The following is a 14,219-nucleotide window of genomic DNA, read 5'->3' as shown; positions in this document are numbered from 1 at the left end:
GCTCACCTCCCCGCTGCGTAGAAACGGCTGACGGCTGCCACGACCTGCTCGGCCGCTCCCGGCGCCATGTCCGGGTGCAGGGGCAGTGCGAGCGCCTCACGGGAGAGCTGCTCGGCCACGGGGAAGTCACCGGGCCCGTACCCGAGGTGCGCGAACGCGGGCTGCAGGTGGAGGGGGCGCGGATAGTAGACGGCCGTCTCGATGCCCTGGCCGGCCAGCTGGGCGCGCAGCTCCTCGCGCTGCTGGGCGCGCACCACGTAGGTGTAGACGGAGCGGCCCTCGAACCCGGCCGGCGGGGGAAGCAGCGCCGGAGCGAGCGGGCGCAGGCCCTCCTCGTAGATGGCGGCGATCTCGCGGCGCTTCTCCAGGAGCCCGTCCAGGTGCGGGAGTTTGCGCAGCAGGAAGCCGGCGGTCAGCTCGTCCATCCGGCAGTTGAAGCCGAGCAGCTCGTGGTAGAAGCGCTTGCCGGCCGGCTGGCCGTGGTTGCGCAGCATCCGGGCGGTACGGGCGAGGTCGTCGTCGTCCGTGACGATCATCCCGGCGTCGCCGATGCCGCCGGCGGGCTTCGCCGGGAAGAAGGAGTAGACCCCGGCGTGCCCGTGCCGGCCGGCGGGCTTGCCGTCCACCTCGGCGCCCAGCGCGATCGCGCTGTCCTCGACCAGGTGCAGCGAGTGCCGGGCGGCGATCTCCGCGAAGGCGCCCATCTTCGGGGAGCCGCTGAACAGATAGGCCGGCAGCAGCGCCCGGGTGCGCGCGCTGACGGCGGCCTCGGCGGCGGCCGGGTCGAGCAGGCCCGTCTCGTACTCGACGTCGGCGAAGACGGGGCGGGCTCCGCGCAGGGCGACGGTGGAGGCGGTGGAGACGAACGAGAACGCGGGGGTCACGACCTCGTCCCCGTCGCCCAGGCCGAGCGCGGCCAGGATCACGGTCAGCGCTCCGGTGCCGCTCGCCACGGCGACGGCGTGCGCCGCCCCGGTGCGTGCGGCGATCTCCGCCTCCAGCCGCTCGACGCGGGACTTCAGGATGAACTCGTCGCTCTCGGCGACCTCCTGGAAGACCTCCACGAGGTCGTCGGCCCAGTCGGCCGCGCGGGCGGGCCAGTCGAAGTACGGGATGACGGTGGTCACGATGCGGCTCCGTAGAAGGCGTGGACGAGGGCGGCGACGCGGTCGGCCTGCTCATCGGTGAGGTCGGGGTAGAGAGGCAGCGCCAGGGCGCGTCGCGCGGACGCGTCGGACACCGGGACGGGGTGGCGGGAGCCGGGCAGCGGGGCGAGCAGAGGCTGCTGGGTGAGCGGGCGCGGATAGTACGCCTCGGTCCCGACCCCGTGGGCCTCCAGGTACGCGGCCAGTTCGTCGCGGCGGTCGCACTCGATCAGGTACACGTAATAGACCTGGTTGCTCGGCGTCTTGGCGGGCGCCATCCACGGCGTGGTGACCGTCCCGGCGAGCGGGGCGAGCAGCCGGTCGTAGCGGGCGGCCAGTTCGGAGCGCCGCCCGATCTCCTCGCCGAGGCGCTCCAGGCGGTGCAGCAGGAACGCCGACTGCAGTTCGTCGCAGCGGCTGTTGTAGCCGATGTCCTGGTAGACGTACGCACCGTCGGTGTCGTACGCGCCGTCCGTGCCCTGGCCGTGCAGACGCAGTCGGCGGGCGGACGCGGCGATGTCGTCGTCGTCCGTGAGGAGCATGCCGGCGTCGCCGAGCGAGCCGAGGGTCTTGGTGGGGAAGAAGGAGAGCACCCCGCCGCTGCCCCACAGGCCGGCGTGCACTCCGCCCGCCCGCATGTCGATGCCCTCGGCGCTGTCCTCCAGCAGGAGGAGCCCGTGCCGGTCGGCGAGGTCCTTCAGCACCTCCATGTCGGCCATCTGGGAGAACAGGTGCACCGGCATGATCGCCTTGGTGCGCTCGGTGATCGAGGCCTCGGCGCGCGCCGGGTCCATCGCGTAGCTGCCGGGCAGCACGTCCACGAGCACCGGCTCGGCGCCCACGTGCAGGACGCACGACGCGGTGGCGAAGAAGGTGTACGCGGGGACGATGACCTCGTCGCCGGGGCCGATGCCCGCCGCCCGGAGGAGGATCACGAGGGCGTCGGTCCCGTTGGCGACGGCCACCGCGTGCCGGGCGCCGGCGCGCTCGGCGATCGCGGCCTCCAGTTCGGCGGTGACTGGGCCCGAGGTGAACCGGCCGGAGGCGGCGACCTGGCGGACCATGGCCTCCAGTCGGTCCCGGTCCCGGCGGGCGGACACGGCCCCGCTGAAGAACGGGATGGCGGTGGCGTCACTCATCGCGTGGCCGCCTTGAGGGAGGAGATCAGCCCCGTGACGGCCTGGCGGCGGCCCGCCGCGTCCCGGGCGGCACCGATGGCCTGGAGCAGCGCGCTGCCCACGATCACGCCGTCCGTCTTGCCGTGCAGCGACGCCACGTGCTCCGGGCGGGAGATCCCGAAGCCGACGGCCATCGGGGTGTCGCCGGCCGCGCGCACCCGCTCCAGATAGGAGTCGAGGCCCGGGTCCAGGTCCTTGCGGACTCCGGTGACGCCGTTGGCGGCCAGGACGTACAGGAAGCCGCGGGAGGCGGCGGCGGATGCCGCGATGCGCTCCGCCGAGCTGCCGGGAGCGGTGAAGAACGTCTGGCCCAGCTCGTTCGCCTCGGCGTGCGCCAGCCACTCGGCGCCCTCGCTGACCGGCAGGTCGGGGACGACGAACCCGTCGACGCCGGCCGACCGTGCGTCGTCGTACAGCTGGGTGAGGCCGTAGCGCAGGAACGGGTTGCAGTAGCCCATCAGCACGATCGGCGCCTCGACCCCGGCGGCACGCGCCTCGGCGACCACGTCGAGGGTGGCGGCGGCGGTGGTGCCGGTGTCCAGGGCGGCCTGGCCGGTGGCCTGGATGACCGGGCCGTCGCCCAGCGGGTCGGAGAACGGGACACCGAGTTCGATCACATCGGCGCCGGCCTCCACCGCGGCGGAGATCAGGCCGACGGTCTCGCCGAGCAGCGGGTAGCCGGAGGTGATGTAGGCGACGAGGGTGGTCTCGTCCTTGGTCCGGTTGTCGGTGAAGGTCTGTTCGATGCGCTTCATCGGGCGTTCTCCTCACGCTGCTTGAGGGCGGCCATGGCGGAGGTGAGGTCCTTGTCGCCGCGGCCGGAGAGGTTGACGAGGACGGTGCTGCCGGGGGCGCACTGGCGGGCCACCTTCAGGGCGCCGGCCACCGCGTGCGCGGACTCCAGGGCCGGGAGGATGCCCTCCTGGGAGCTGAGTGCGACGAACGCGTCCAGGGCCTCGTTGTCGGAGGCGGAGATGTACTCGACCTTGCCGGTGTCCTTGTAGTGGGAGTGCTCGGGGCCGACGCCCGCGTAGTCCAGTCCGGGAGCGATGGAGTGGGTGAGCTGGATCTGCCCGTCGTCGTCCTGCAGCAGATAGGTGCGGGTGCCCTGGAGCACGCCCGGGTCCCCGTAGAGCAGCGGGGCCGCGTGCCCTCCCTGGCCGCCCTTGCCCTCGCCGGCCGCCTGGACGCCGACGAGGCGGACCGGGTCGTCGAGGAAGGCGCTGAACATCCCGGCCGCGTTGGAGCCGCCGCCGACACAGGCCACGACCGCGTCGGGCAGCCGGTCGTTCTCCTCCAGGAACTGGGCGCGGGCCTCCCGGCCGATGACCGACTGGAAGTTGCGCACGATCGTCGGGAAGGGGTGCGGGCCGACGACCGAACCGAGCAGGTAGTGCGTGGTGTCGGGGCGTGCGATCCACTCGCGGATCGCCGCGTTGATGGCGTCCTTCAGCGTCGCCGTGCCCAGGTCGACCAGCTCGACGCGGGCCCCGAGCAGCTCCATCCGCTGCACGTTGGGGGCCTGCCGCTCGGCGTCGACCCGGCCCATGTAGACGGTGGCCTCGAGGCCGAGGTAGGCGCAGGCCGCGGCCACGGCCACACCGTGCTGGCCGGCGCCGGTCTCGGCGATGATCTGCTTCTTGCCGAGGCGGCGGGCGAGCAGGGCCTGCCCGATCGAGTTGTTGATCTTGTGCGCGCCGGTGTGGGTGAGGTCCTCGCGCTTGAGCCAGAGCTTGACGCCGTTCTCCGTGGCCCCGAGCCGGTGCAGCTCGGTGATCGGCGTGGGCCGGCCGACGAACATCTTGAGCAGCTTGTCGAGCTCTGCGGTGAACTCCGGATCCAGGAGCGCCTTCTGGTACTCCTCCTCCAGCTCCTGAAGCGGGCCCACCAGGGTCTCCGCGACGAACTGTCCGCCGTACTCGCCGAATCGGCCGTTCACGAGGCCACCTCCAGAATCTGGACCCCGGTGTAGGACCGCAGCTGGGCGGCGGGGTCGGGGCTGCTGAGCAGGGACTCGCCGATGAGCGCGGCGTCGAAGCCGTGCGCGGCGATGCGTTCGATGTCGGGGCGGCCGGACAGGCCGCTCTCGCTGACGGTCAGCACGCCGCGCGGGATGTCGCGGCGCAGCCTGGCCGAGTTGTCCAGGTCGACCGAGAAGGTCTGCAGATCCCGGTTGTTGATGCCGACGATGCGGGCGCCGGCGGTCAGGGCCCGGTCCACCTCGTCCTGGGTGAAGGTCTCCACCAGCGCGTCGAGGCCGAGGCCGTGCGCGGTGCGCACCAGGTCGGTCAGCAGCGCGTCGTCGACGGCGCGGGCGATGATCAGGATGCCGTCGGCGCCGCTGTCGTGGGCCAGCGTCACCTGGCGGACGTCGACCAGGAAGTCCTTGAACATGACGGGGACGGTGATGTCCGGGTGCTCCGCCACCGTGCGGACCAGCTCGGGCGAGCCGCCGAAGTAGGGCGTGTCCGCGAGTACGGAGATGGCCGAGGCGCCTCCCGCGATGTAGCTCCGGGCGGTGGGTACGGCCAGCTCGGGGTCGAGCAGCTGACCCTTGGACGGGGACTTGGGCTTGATCTCGGCGATGACCGAGATCTCGGCGCCGCCGAGTGCGGCGGCGAACCGGCCGGGTACGGCGGGCGTCCTGCGCCCGCGGGCCGCGGCGTCGGCTGCCGCCGGTCCGCTCCAGGCGGCACGTTTGGCGGCGACGATGTCGTCGAGGTGCGTGGCCATCAGCTGTTCTCCGGGGTGATCGGGGTGGTCGCGGCGACCGGGGTGATCGGGCTTCGGGCGAGCCGGCCGGCCAGAGCGGCCGGGGCTCCCTGCTGTACGGCGCTGCGCGCGAGGGCGACGCCGGACGCCATGTCCGCTGCGTGACCGGCCAGTTGGAGCACGGCCGCCGCGTTCAGCAGCACGGTGTCCAGCAGCGGGGCGGGAGCGGTCCCGTCGAGGACCTGGCGGGCGAGCACCGCGTTGCGTGCCGCGTCACCGCCCGCCAGCTCGGCGCGGCCGGCCGCCCGCAGCGGCAGCCCGGCCGGGTCGACGGTGAACTCGGTGAGCTCGCCGCCGTCCACCTGGAGCACCCGGGCGGGGCCCGCCGTGGTCAGCTCGTCCATGCCGTCGAAGCCCTGGATGACCCAGGTCCGCCGGTAGCCGAGCAGCTGGGCGGCCTGCGCCAGGACCTCCTGGTCCTGGCGGGTCGCGGTGCCGATGAGCCGGCCGGTGAGCGGGACCGGGTTGGCGAGCGGGCCGGACAGGTTGAACAGGGTGCGGAAGCCGAGCCGGCGGCGGACCGGGGCCAGCCTCCGCAGCGCCGGATGGAGCGCGGGTGCGAAGAGGAACGCGAACCGGTGCTCGGCCAGCAGCTCCGGGAGACGCTCCCCGGGGTCGAGGTCGATACCGAGGGCCTCCAGCAGGTCGGCGCTCCCGCACTGCGAAGTCGCCGCCCGGTTACCGGCCTTGGCCACGGTCGCCCCGGCGGAGGCGGCGACCAGACCGGCCAGCGTGGAGATGTTGACCGAACCGCTGCCGTCACCGCCGGTGCCGACCACATCGACCGCCGGGCCCGTCCAGGCGACCGGCCTGGCCACCGCCAGCACCGCCTGGACCGCTGCCGCCACCAGGACCGGGCTCGCCCCGCCCACCGCGACCGCGGTCAGGAACGCAGCGGCGTCCACCTCGTCCGTGGTCTCGTCCAGCAGCTCCGCCACCGCCGCCCGGGCCGCCTCGGCCGACACCGTACGACCGGCGACCGCGTCCCGGGTGACGGTGGGGAGCGCACGGCCGGCGAGCAGGGTGGCCGCCATCACAGCACCGCCACATTGCTGGCCGCCGCGAGCTTGTTGTGGGTGTCGAGGACGACCGGCGGGATGCCCCACAACAGGTCCTGCTCCAGGCCGGGTACGGGGGTGACCATCACCGCCGCGTCCAGCTGCGCCAGCTCCACCACCGCCCAGTCGGCCGCGGTGACCGGCTCCCCGTCGACCACGAGGCCCGGGACCAGCGGATCGTGGTACGAGACGACGGCGCCGGCGGCCCGCAGACCGCGGATGACGTCCAGGGCAGGCGCGTTGCGCAGATCGGCGACGCCCGACTTGTAACTGACGCCGACCACCAGCACCTTGGCGCCGCGCAGCGAGGACCCGCGCGCCTCCACCAGCTCCGCGAGCCGCTCCACGACCTGCCACGGCCGCTGCTCCACCCGCTCGAACGCGGCTGCCACCAGCTTCATCTCGGTGCCGGCCCGCTCCGCGGCCTCCCGCAGGAACAGCGGGTCGACCGGGATGCACTCGCCGCCCACGCCGGGCCCGGGGTAGTGCGGGAGGAAGCCGTAGGGCTTGGTGGACGCGGCGTCGATCACCTCGCGCACCGGTATGTCGAGCTGCCGGCACAGGTCGGAGAGTTCCAGCGTGAGGCTGATGTTGACCAGCCGGAAGGTGTTCTCGAAGACCTTGGACAGTTCGGCGACCTCGGTACGGGACACCGGGACCACCGTCTCGCAGACCAGCCCGAACAGGGCCGCCGCGCGGCGGGTGCACTCCTCGGTGAGGCCGCCCACCACCTTCGGGGTGTTCGAGAGGTTCCAGCCGCTCGTGTTGGCGGGGTCGACCCGCTCCGGGGCCATCGCCACGTGGAAGTCGGTGCCCGGCTCCAGGCCGGTGGTGCGGGCCAGGGCGGCCGCCGCGGCCGCCGTGGTGCCCGGCGGGACCGTGGACTGCAGGATCAGCAGCGTCCCGCGGCGCAGCAGCGGAGCCACCGAGTCCATCGCGGCCTGCACGTAGTCCAGGTTGGCCTGCTGGTCGCCGGTGACCGGAGTCGGCACGCAGACGATCAGGACGTCCGAGCCGGCCAGCTCCCCGGACTCGGTGGTCGCCTTCAACCGGGCGGCCACTGCGGCAAGTTCGCTGTCGCTCACATCGGGCAGATACGAACTTCCGCGTGCCACCCGGTCGACCCGCTCGGCGTCGGTGTCCATGCCGAGCACCGGAAGACCGGCCGTGGCGAATCCGAGACCGAGCGGCAGACCGGTGTAACCGAGGCCGACGATTCCCACGCGCAGGGTGCGGCGTTCGATCTTCTCGTCGAAGACGCTTGCGCCGTCCCGCCCATGGATCACGGGAGCGAGTACGCCAGTCATTTCAGCCATGGGGTTCTCCCTCTGAGTGCTATAAATAAAGGCCGTTGGCGTGATCAAGTAGGCCAGTGGGCGAGGGGGACCACCCAGACCACTGCGGGGGAGACGGAGCAGACCAGATGGCCTGGCATCTGTCGGTGCAAGTGGACCGGGACTCGGCGGTGCCACTCACCGCGCAGCTCCAGAACGCCATCAAGACCAGGGTCGAGGACCGGGTGCTGCACCCCGGCTCACGCCTGCCGTCGAGCCGTCAACTCGCCCTGGACCTGGGGCTTTCGCGCAGTGTGGTGGTCGAGGCGTACGAGCAGCTGATCGCCGAGGGCTATCTGGACGCGGTCCGCGGATCGGGCACCCACGTCGCCCGGAAGATGCCCGACAGCGTCGGCGACACCTCCCTGCTGGACTCCCGCCCGGCGACGAGCGCGCGCTGGGATCTGCGGGTCGGCATAGCGAACCTGTCGAACTTCCCGCGTCAGGAGTGGCTCAACTCCTATACGAAGGTGCTCCAGAACGTCGGCCGCGAAGGCATGGACTACCCCCCGGTCGCCGGCATCGCCGAACTGCGCAACGAACTCTCCGGCTATCTCGGCCGGGTGCGCTCGGTACACACCGAACCCGGCCAGGTGATGGTCACCGCCGGGTTCGCCCAGGGCCTGGCCCTGCTCTCCGACTCCCTCCAGCGCCTGGGCATCCATGAACTGGCCATCGAGGAGCCGGGACACGGCGGCCAGCGCCGCTTCATCCTGGACACCGGGCTGACCCCCGTGCCGGTCCCCGTCGATGAGGAGGGCCTGATCGTCGAGGCCCTGGAGCGCTCCGGCGCCCGCGCGGTCCTGGTCACCCCCGCGCACCAGTTCCCGACCGGGGTCATGATGTCGCCGGAGCGCCGCAAGCAGCTCCTGGCCTGGGCGCGGGCCCGGGACGGCTGGATCATCGAGGACGACTACGACGGCGAGTTCTGGTTCGACCGCGGGATCAGGCCGACCGCGCTGCAGGAGGGCGACCCGGAGCGGGTGGTCTACGCGGGCACCACGAGCAAGGTCCTGGTCCCCGGTCTGCGGCTGGGCTGGCTGGCGATACCCCCGAAGCTGTACCCGCTGATGGAGCGGGTCCGCTCCCGCCAGGACCAGGGCTCCGACACCCTCACCCAGCTGGCCTTCGCCGAGCTGATGCGCAGCGGCCTGCTGGACCGGCATCTGCGCCGGGTCCGCTCCCGCTACCGCTCCCGCCGCGAGGCACTGGCCGCGGCCGTCCACGAGTCCCTGCCGGAGGCCCGCATCATCGGCTGCGCGGCCGGTCTGCACAGCTACGCCGTACTGCCCCCGGGCACCGACGAGGCGGCCGTGGTGCACGGCGCCCTGCGCCGCTCGGTCCTGGTCCGCAGCGGCGCGGCGTTCCGCTTCGGCGGGCCGCCCGGGGAGCCGGGCCTGCTCCTGGGGTACGGCTCACTGCCCCTCACCGGCATCTCCGAGGCCGTGGCGGCCATCGGAGCGTCGTACGAGGAAGCGCGCCGCGGCTGAGCCGCTGAGTGCCCCTCAGCGGCCCCCACGGCCCCTCAGCGCATCGAACGGCCCCGGGGCGCCGCGATCAGCTTCTGGGCCAGCGCCTTGTTCACCGCGTCGATGCGCGACACCGCGTCCAGCTTGTCGAAGATGTTGCGCAGGTGACGCTTGACGGTGCCTTCGGTGATCCCGAGCCTGGCCGCGATCTGCCGGTTGCTCATGGCCTCCGCGACACAGGTCAGCACCTCGCGCTCGCGCGGCGACACGGGCCCGGCCTCCTGGTCGTGCGCCTGGTCACCGCCCGCCGTGTAGCCCGAGCGCGGCACCAGGATGGTGATCTGGTCGTCCTCCCGGGCGGCGTTGCGGACCGCGCTCAGCAGGGCCGCCCGGGAGACGCTCTTGTGCAGATAGCCCCGGGCGCCCAGCTGCAGCAGCTCATGGACGAGCGGCTGGTCGTCGTACATGGTGAGGATGATGATCCGCAGGCTGGGGAATCGTTCCAGCAGCCCGCGCACCGCCGCCCTGGGGTGGTGGTCCGGCATCTCCACGTCGAGCAGCACCACATGCGGCTGGTGCCGCTCAACCAGCTCAACGAGCCCCCGCCCGCTGCTCGCCTGGGCGACGACCTGCAAGTCGTCCTCCGCGTTGAGCAGTTCGGCCAGCGCCGTACGCAGCAGCGTGTGGTCGTCGGCCGCCAGGATGCGGATCAGTTCAGGTCGCGCGTTCAACGGAATCACCTGGGAGGTCCATCAGGGGGATCGTGAGCGTGACCCGGGTGCCCTCGGGTGCACTGGCGAACAGGATGGTGCCGCCGAGCAGTTCGACCCGCTCGGTGCACGACGCGATCCCGTTGGCCCGGCCCGCCGTGGCGACCTCCGAGACGTCGAAGCCGCATCCGTCGTCCTCGATCAGCGCCTGCAGTTTGTACGGTGCGATGTCCACCGTCGCGAGCACGTGCTCGGCCTCGGCGTGCGCCAGGGAGTTGCGCAGGCACTCCCGCACCACGAGGAACACCTCGTCGAGCACGTCCTGCGGGGCCCACTCCTCACTGCCGTTGACCTTGATCCGGACCTTGGAGGGAGTGATCTCCATCGATTCCAGGAACGCGGTGAACGCCGACTCCAGCGTGCCTTCGCGGTCGGCCCGGCGCAGCTGGGTCACCAGGTCGCGGATGATGCCGAGGGCCTCGGTGAGGGTGTCCTTGACGGCTCCGATCCGTACGGCGACCTCGTCGGGGCTGGATTCCCAGGTCAGTTCGTGCAGCTCGATACGGCGCAGGGCGAGGCTGACGTGGTTGCCGAGGTGATCGTGTATCTCGCGGGCGAGCTGCCGCTGACTGGCCGCGTTGACCTCCCGCACCGTGTTCAGCAGATAGGTGTCGTGGCCGATCGCGCCGGCCTCCAGCCGTCTGCCGATCCCCTGCTGCAACGTACGCACACCGGCCTGGAAACCGTCGAACGCGGCGGGTGAGTCGACCATCGCCTTCCCGAGCGCGTCGAAGACGATGTCGAAGAGGATCATCCCGGCACGGATGGAGTGGACGGCGTCGATGCCCTGGGTCGCCCGCGCCACCCCCAGGCCCTCGACCTGCTGGATCAGCCGGTCGCGCACATCGGCCCGGCCGCTGCGCAGGCTGTCCGCGCAGTCCCGGATGATCCGCTCGGCCTGCAGGGCGCAGGTGTGCCAGGTCTCTTCGTTTGCGACCAGTGGGCTTTTGATCTTTTCGAGCCGGCCCCGGTAGTCGGACAGTAATTCGTGCGTCCGGCCCAGAAGTTGTTCGGCCGTGTCGGATTCAACAAAACCGGAATGCATCAAAAGAGCCCCCACCCTCATCCGAAACCGACTGTCGGATCATCATCGTACGGTTACAGAATGTCAACACGGGTCCACCCGTCCCACGTTCTGAGACAAGTCTCCTGACGGCCACGAGAAAACGCTTACCGCAGCCCTTGGGATCGCCGTGGCAACGCAACCCACATATCCGTCGGGGCAGTCCACATCGTGAACGTACCAGTCGGCGGAATCACCCGACCGGTGCGCGCGCCGCAGCCCGCCCGCCTCGGGAGCGCCGACGGACACCGGTATACGCAGACCGGTTCCCGCCGCTTTGCCCACCGCCTCGACCGCGGTCCAGGTGCGGAATCCAGCAATCCGGTCTTGCGCCCCCACCGCGGGCACCCGGCCCCAGTCGAAGGTCGCGCGGAGCCGCTCGACGTCCACGCCGACCGCGCCCGGTTCCCCGGCCACACCCACCAGGGCCGCGGCTCCGGAATGAGACAGGCTGAAGCCGAGATCCGGCCACGGCCCGTCCACGAGCACGGGCCGCCCCCGGCCGCAGCCGCCGCACACCTCCGGCTCGGGGCAGCGCCGGGTGAAGCGGGGCTGGCCGGGCGCGACGCCGAGGTAGCCACCGAGCACGGTGCGCAGCGCGAGGTGCGCCCGGCGGTAGCGCCACTGCGCGCGGGGATGACGGATGCGCGCCGCACGGGCGCGTTCGCCGGGATCGAGGACCATGTCCGCGCGCTCGGGCGGCACATGGTCCAGAGGGACGGACCAGACGTGGATCTCCCCCGGTGCGAGAACCGAGATGCTCGGGAAAGGAGACGAAGAGGGCAGGGACGGGGACAGGAGGGTACGCATGATGGCTTCCCGGGGTCGGAAACGGACCAGGGCTGCCAACGGCCCATTACGGGAAGCGGGGTGCCGGAAACGACGGCGCCCGCCTGCTCACCAGCGAAGCGCGGGCGGCAGACGGGCGGGGGGTCCACTTCGGCGGTGGACCGGCGTACCAGAACGGAGGGCGCCGGACTCCGGCGGTGGACCGGCTTACCGGAACGCAGGCACCGGACTCCGGCGGTGGGCCGGCTTACCGGAACACAGGCATAGGACTCCGGCACAGCCGGTTCCCGCACGGCCGGTTCCGGCACAGGGGAATTCGGAATCCGACCCGCCGGTATTCCATGCCTCTTTAGTGGTAGCCATGGCTCATTTGCAGAACAGTCAGGTACCCCTGCCCATGCCTAGGCTCCTGGGCATGCCTATGGCGACGATACGGCCACTGCCTGTGACTGCACCCAGTGGCTCGAAGTACCGGATTCCCAGCATTCTGCGACTCTGCATCGAAGAATCCCGCCCCGCCGTTCTGATGGCCTTCCAGCTCCGCTATTTCGCCGGTCTCGCACTGGCGCTCGCGGCGGATCCGGCCCTCGGCACCCGACCGGTTCTTCAGGCGGTGTTCGGCTCCTTCGCATGGTTCGGCGCCATCTTCTACACCTACCTCTACAACGGATGCACGGATTACCACGAGGACCAGGTCAACGGCTCGACCCGCCCGATAGCGAGCGGCCGGCTGCCCCGTCACACCGCACTGCTCGTCGCCCGCGGTGCGGCCGTCGCCTCGCTGATATCCGCGGCGTGCGCCGGGTTCGGCCCCCTGCTCCTGTGCACGGCCATGCTCCTGCTCGGGCACGCCTACTCCGCACCCCGCACCGTCTGGAAGAACAGCACACCCGCGGCCATGGGCGTCGTGTTCCTCTCCGGACTGCTCACCTACGCCGCCGGGCCCCTCGCCCTCGGCGTCTCGCCCAGCTCACCCGCGCTGTTCCTCACGGCCCTCGCCATGTCCCTGTGGATGGCGCTCGTCGGTGCGGTCGCCAAGGACTTCTCCGACATCGAGGGCGACACCGCGGCCGGCCGCCGCACCTGGGCCGTCACCCTGGGCGAACGGCGCACCCGCGTCCTCGTCGCGGCCGGCGCCGTGGCCGTGGGCACCTCCTTCACCGCCGGAGCGCTGCGCTGGGCACCGGAGCAACTGCCCACCGCCTGCGTGGTCCTGGTGGGCGGCCTGGCCCTCGCAGCCGTGACGCTCGCGGGCCACGCCACCGACGACCGCCATCTGCGCCGCCGCCCGTACCGCTTCTTCATGGTCACGCAGCACTGCGCACATCTGGCCCTGCTCGGCCAGGCCGTCGCCTGATATCCGGACCGACACGCGGAATCAGCCCGGAAACACAAAGGAACACCCCCCCTTCCAAAGGCGCATTCAGCCACCACTCAAGTGCAACGCAGAGTCCTGACAGGGTGGTTGAAGTGGTTTCATCACCGGAGAAAGCAGCGGATCGCAACAATGCGATCCGGACCGCGGAATCCGGGAATGGGAAAGTCACTGACGCCAGTGGCGGGGAACGCGTGTCAGTGGACGGTGACGCGTCACCCACCACGCAGTGACATATCGCCCCCGGCCGCAGGAAGGAGACGGAAGACGATGGCGAGCACCCGACTGGCGCTCATGTTCCCCGGCCAGGGAGCGCAACGTCCTGGCATGGGCCTGCCCTGGCACCGCACCCCCGGCTGGTCCGTGGTGGCGGAGGTCTCCGAGGCCGCCGGCCGGGACATGGAGGCCCTGCTGCTGGACGCCGGCACGGAGACGCTGCGGCGCACCGACAACGCCCAGCTGACCACCTTCACCCTGGCCATGGTGGCGCTGACGGAGCTGCGCCGCCAGCACCCGCTGGCCGCCTTCCCCGGCGCCTGCGCCGGACACAGCCTCGGCGAGTACTCCGCACTCGTGGCCGCCGGGATCCTCGACCCGCAGGACGCGGTCCGGCTGATCGTGGCACGCGGCGCGGCCATGCAGACGGCCTGCGCCCGGGCGGACGGAGCGATGGCCGCGATCCTCGGCCTGGACGCCGCACAGGCACAGGACCTGGTCGACGAGACCCACGCGGACGGCGGCCAGGTGTGGGTGGCGAACCTCAACTCACCGCAGCAGACGGTGATCGCGGGCCACGCGGCCGACGTGGAACGCTGCTCCCGGGCGGCGGAACGGGCGGGAGCGGCCAAAGTGGTGGCCCTGACGGTCGGCGGCGCCTTCCACACCCCGCTGATGGCCGAAGCGGTCGAGCCCTTCGCCGCGGCCCTCGCCACGGCCCGGTTCATGCCGGGCCACTCCGCGGTCGTCTCCAACGTGGACGCCCGCGCGCACCGCGGCGGGCCGCACTGGGCCGAACTGCTCCGTCACCAGCTCACGGCACCGGTGCGCTGGGCGGACACGCTGCACACCCTCACCACGGATCTGGCCTGCGACCGCCTCATGGAGATCGGCCCCGGCAGGACCCTGACGGGCCTAGCCAAGGCCACCGTCCCCCGGGTCCCCCGAGACACGTTCTCCGACCCGCAGACCTCCCTGGCCCCCACGGCCTGAACCCACCACCCCACGCACCGCCGCACCCCCCAAGAACCCCCACACGTGCCTCACCCC

Annotated in this window: 13 protein-coding genes; 3 read left to right on the top strand and 10 right to left on the bottom strand. The window is 71.8% G+C overall.

Features of this window, described 5'->3' with window-relative positions:
* Window positions 1-2: 2 nt before the first annotated feature.
* Genes OG959_RS21490 through OG959_RS21460 form a run of 7 tightly spaced genes read right to left on the bottom strand, consistent with a single transcriptional unit; the run spans window position 3 to window position 7,469 of the window.
* Window positions 3-1,127: a DegT/DnrJ/EryC1/StrS family aminotransferase gene (locus OG959_RS21490; RefSeq protein WP_326660767.1), complete on the bottom strand. Its 1,125-nt coding sequence runs from the start codon at window positions 1,125-1,127 to the stop codon at window positions 3-5.
* A complete protein-coding gene (locus tag OG959_RS21485; RefSeq protein ID WP_326660765.1) occupies window positions 1,124-2,284 on the bottom strand; it encodes a DegT/DnrJ/EryC1/StrS family aminotransferase in 1,161 nt (386 codons plus the stop codon). Before OG959_RS21485 ends, OG959_RS21490 begins: the two co-directional genes overlap by 4 nt.
* On the bottom strand, window positions 2,281-3,078 hold the full coding sequence (trpA, locus tag OG959_RS21480) for a tryptophan synthase subunit alpha (protein WP_326660763.1): 798 nt from the start codon (window positions 3,076-3,078) through the stop codon (window positions 2,281-2,283). Before trpA ends, OG959_RS21485 begins: the two co-directional genes overlap by 4 nt.
* Window positions 3,075-4,262 carry a tryptophan synthase subunit beta gene (gene trpB / locus OG959_RS21475; protein WP_306070574.1) on the bottom strand — a complete coding sequence of 396 codons (1,188 nt, stop codon included), beginning with the start codon at window positions 4,260-4,262 and terminating at the stop codon, window positions 3,075-3,077. Before trpB ends, trpA begins: the two co-directional genes overlap by 4 nt.
* Entirely contained in the window at window positions 4,259-5,056 is a 798-nt protein-coding gene (locus tag OG959_RS21470) for an indole-3-glycerol phosphate synthase TrpC (RefSeq protein ID WP_326660759.1), read from the bottom strand. The genes trpB and OG959_RS21470 overlap by 4 nt, the downstream gene beginning before the upstream one ends.
* Window positions 5,056-6,129, bottom strand: a complete 1,074-nt coding sequence (gene trpD, locus OG959_RS21465; RefSeq protein WP_326660757.1) for an anthranilate phosphoribosyltransferase — start codon at window positions 6,127-6,129, stop codon at window positions 5,056-5,058. Before trpD ends, OG959_RS21470 begins: the two co-directional genes overlap by 1 nt.
* Entirely contained in the window at window positions 6,129-7,469 is a 1,341-nt protein-coding gene (locus OG959_RS21460; protein WP_326660755.1) for a nucleotide sugar dehydrogenase, read from the bottom strand. Before OG959_RS21460 ends, trpD begins: the two co-directional genes overlap by 1 nt.
* Window positions 7,470-7,576: 107 nt before the next feature.
* Here OG959_RS21460 and pdxR point away from each other — a divergent pair, with 107 nt between their 5' ends.
* Complete coding sequence (gene pdxR / locus OG959_RS21455) at window positions 7,577-8,977, top strand: MocR-like pyridoxine biosynthesis transcription factor PdxR (RefSeq protein ID WP_326660753.1); 1,401 nt, start codon at window positions 7,577-7,579, stop codon at window positions 8,975-8,977.
* Window positions 8,978-9,012: 35 nt separating this feature from the next.
* Here the strand turns inward: pdxR and OG959_RS21450 are convergent, their stop codons facing one another.
* From OG959_RS21450 to OG959_RS21440, 3 genes are all read right to left on the bottom strand, one after another.
* A complete protein-coding gene (locus OG959_RS21450; protein ID WP_236064333.1) occupies window positions 9,013-9,687 on the bottom strand; it encodes a response regulator in 675 nt (224 codons plus the stop codon).
* Complete coding sequence (locus OG959_RS21445; RefSeq protein WP_326660751.1) at window positions 9,671-10,771, bottom strand: sensor histidine kinase; 1,101 nt, start codon at window positions 10,769-10,771, stop codon at window positions 9,671-9,673. The genes OG959_RS21450 and OG959_RS21445 overlap by 17 nt, the downstream gene beginning before the upstream one ends.
* A gap of 63 nt (window positions 10,772-10,834) precedes the next feature.
* Complete coding sequence (locus OG959_RS21440) at window positions 10,835-11,473, bottom strand: 4'-phosphopantetheinyl transferase family protein (RefSeq protein ID WP_326660749.1); 639 nt, start codon at window positions 11,471-11,473, stop codon at window positions 10,835-10,837.
* 550 nt (window positions 11,474-12,023) lie between these two features.
* Here OG959_RS21440 and OG959_RS21435 point away from each other — a divergent pair.
* On the top strand, window positions 12,024-12,935 hold the full coding sequence (locus tag OG959_RS21435; protein WP_326660747.1) for a UbiA family prenyltransferase: 912 nt from the start codon (window positions 12,024-12,026) through the stop codon (window positions 12,933-12,935).
* A 288-nt stretch (window positions 12,936-13,223) separates the two neighbouring features.
* On the top strand, window positions 13,224-14,162 hold the full coding sequence (locus OG959_RS21430; RefSeq protein WP_326660745.1) for an ACP S-malonyltransferase: 939 nt from the start codon (window positions 13,224-13,226) through the stop codon (window positions 14,160-14,162).
* Window positions 14,163-14,219: the final 57 nt, after the last annotated feature.

This window comes from Streptomyces sp. NBC_00385 (genome assembly GCF_035917155.1).
Classification (GTDB): Bacteria; Actinomycetota; Actinomycetes; order Streptomycetales; family Streptomycetaceae; genus Streptomyces; species Streptomyces poriferorum.
Note: the sequence above shows the minus strand (reverse complement) of the source record. Positions and strands in the feature narration are given on the sequence as shown.

What these genes read in the sequence shown, in the direction of transcription:
- OG959_RS21485 (WP_326660765.1), bottom strand. Translation starts at nt 2,284, where the DNA reads ATGAGTGACGCCACCGCCATCCCGTTCTTCAGCGGGGCCGTGTCCGCC.
- trpA (WP_326660763.1), bottom strand. Translation starts at nt 3,078, where the DNA reads ATGAAGCGCATCGAACAGACCTTCACCGACAACCGGACCAAGGACGAG.
- OG959_RS21470 (WP_326660759.1), bottom strand. Translation starts at nt 5,056, where the DNA reads ATGGCCACGCACCTCGACGACATCGTCGCCGCCAAACGTGCCGCCTGG.
- trpD (WP_326660757.1), bottom strand. Translation starts at nt 6,129, where the DNA reads ATGGCGGCCACCCTGCTCGCCGGCCGTGCGCTCCCCACCGTCACCCGG.
- OG959_RS21460 (WP_326660755.1), bottom strand. Translation starts at nt 7,469, where the DNA reads ATGGCTGAAATGACTGGCGTACTCGCTCCCGTGATCCATGGGCGGGAC.
- pdxR (WP_326660753.1), top strand. Translation starts at nt 7,577, where the DNA reads ATGGCCTGGCATCTGTCGGTGCAAGTGGACCGGGACTCGGCGGTGCCA.
- OG959_RS21445 (WP_326660751.1), bottom strand. Translation starts at nt 10,771, where the DNA reads ATGCATTCCGGTTTTGTTGAATCCGACACGGCCGAACAACTTCTGGGC.
- OG959_RS21440 (WP_326660749.1), bottom strand. Translation starts at nt 11,473, where the DNA reads ATGGTCCTCGATCCCGGCGAACGCGCCCGTGCGGCGCGCATCCGTCAT.
- OG959_RS21430 (WP_326660745.1), top strand. Translation starts at nt 13,224, where the DNA reads ATGGCGAGCACCCGACTGGCGCTCATGTTCCCCGGCCAGGGAGCGCAA.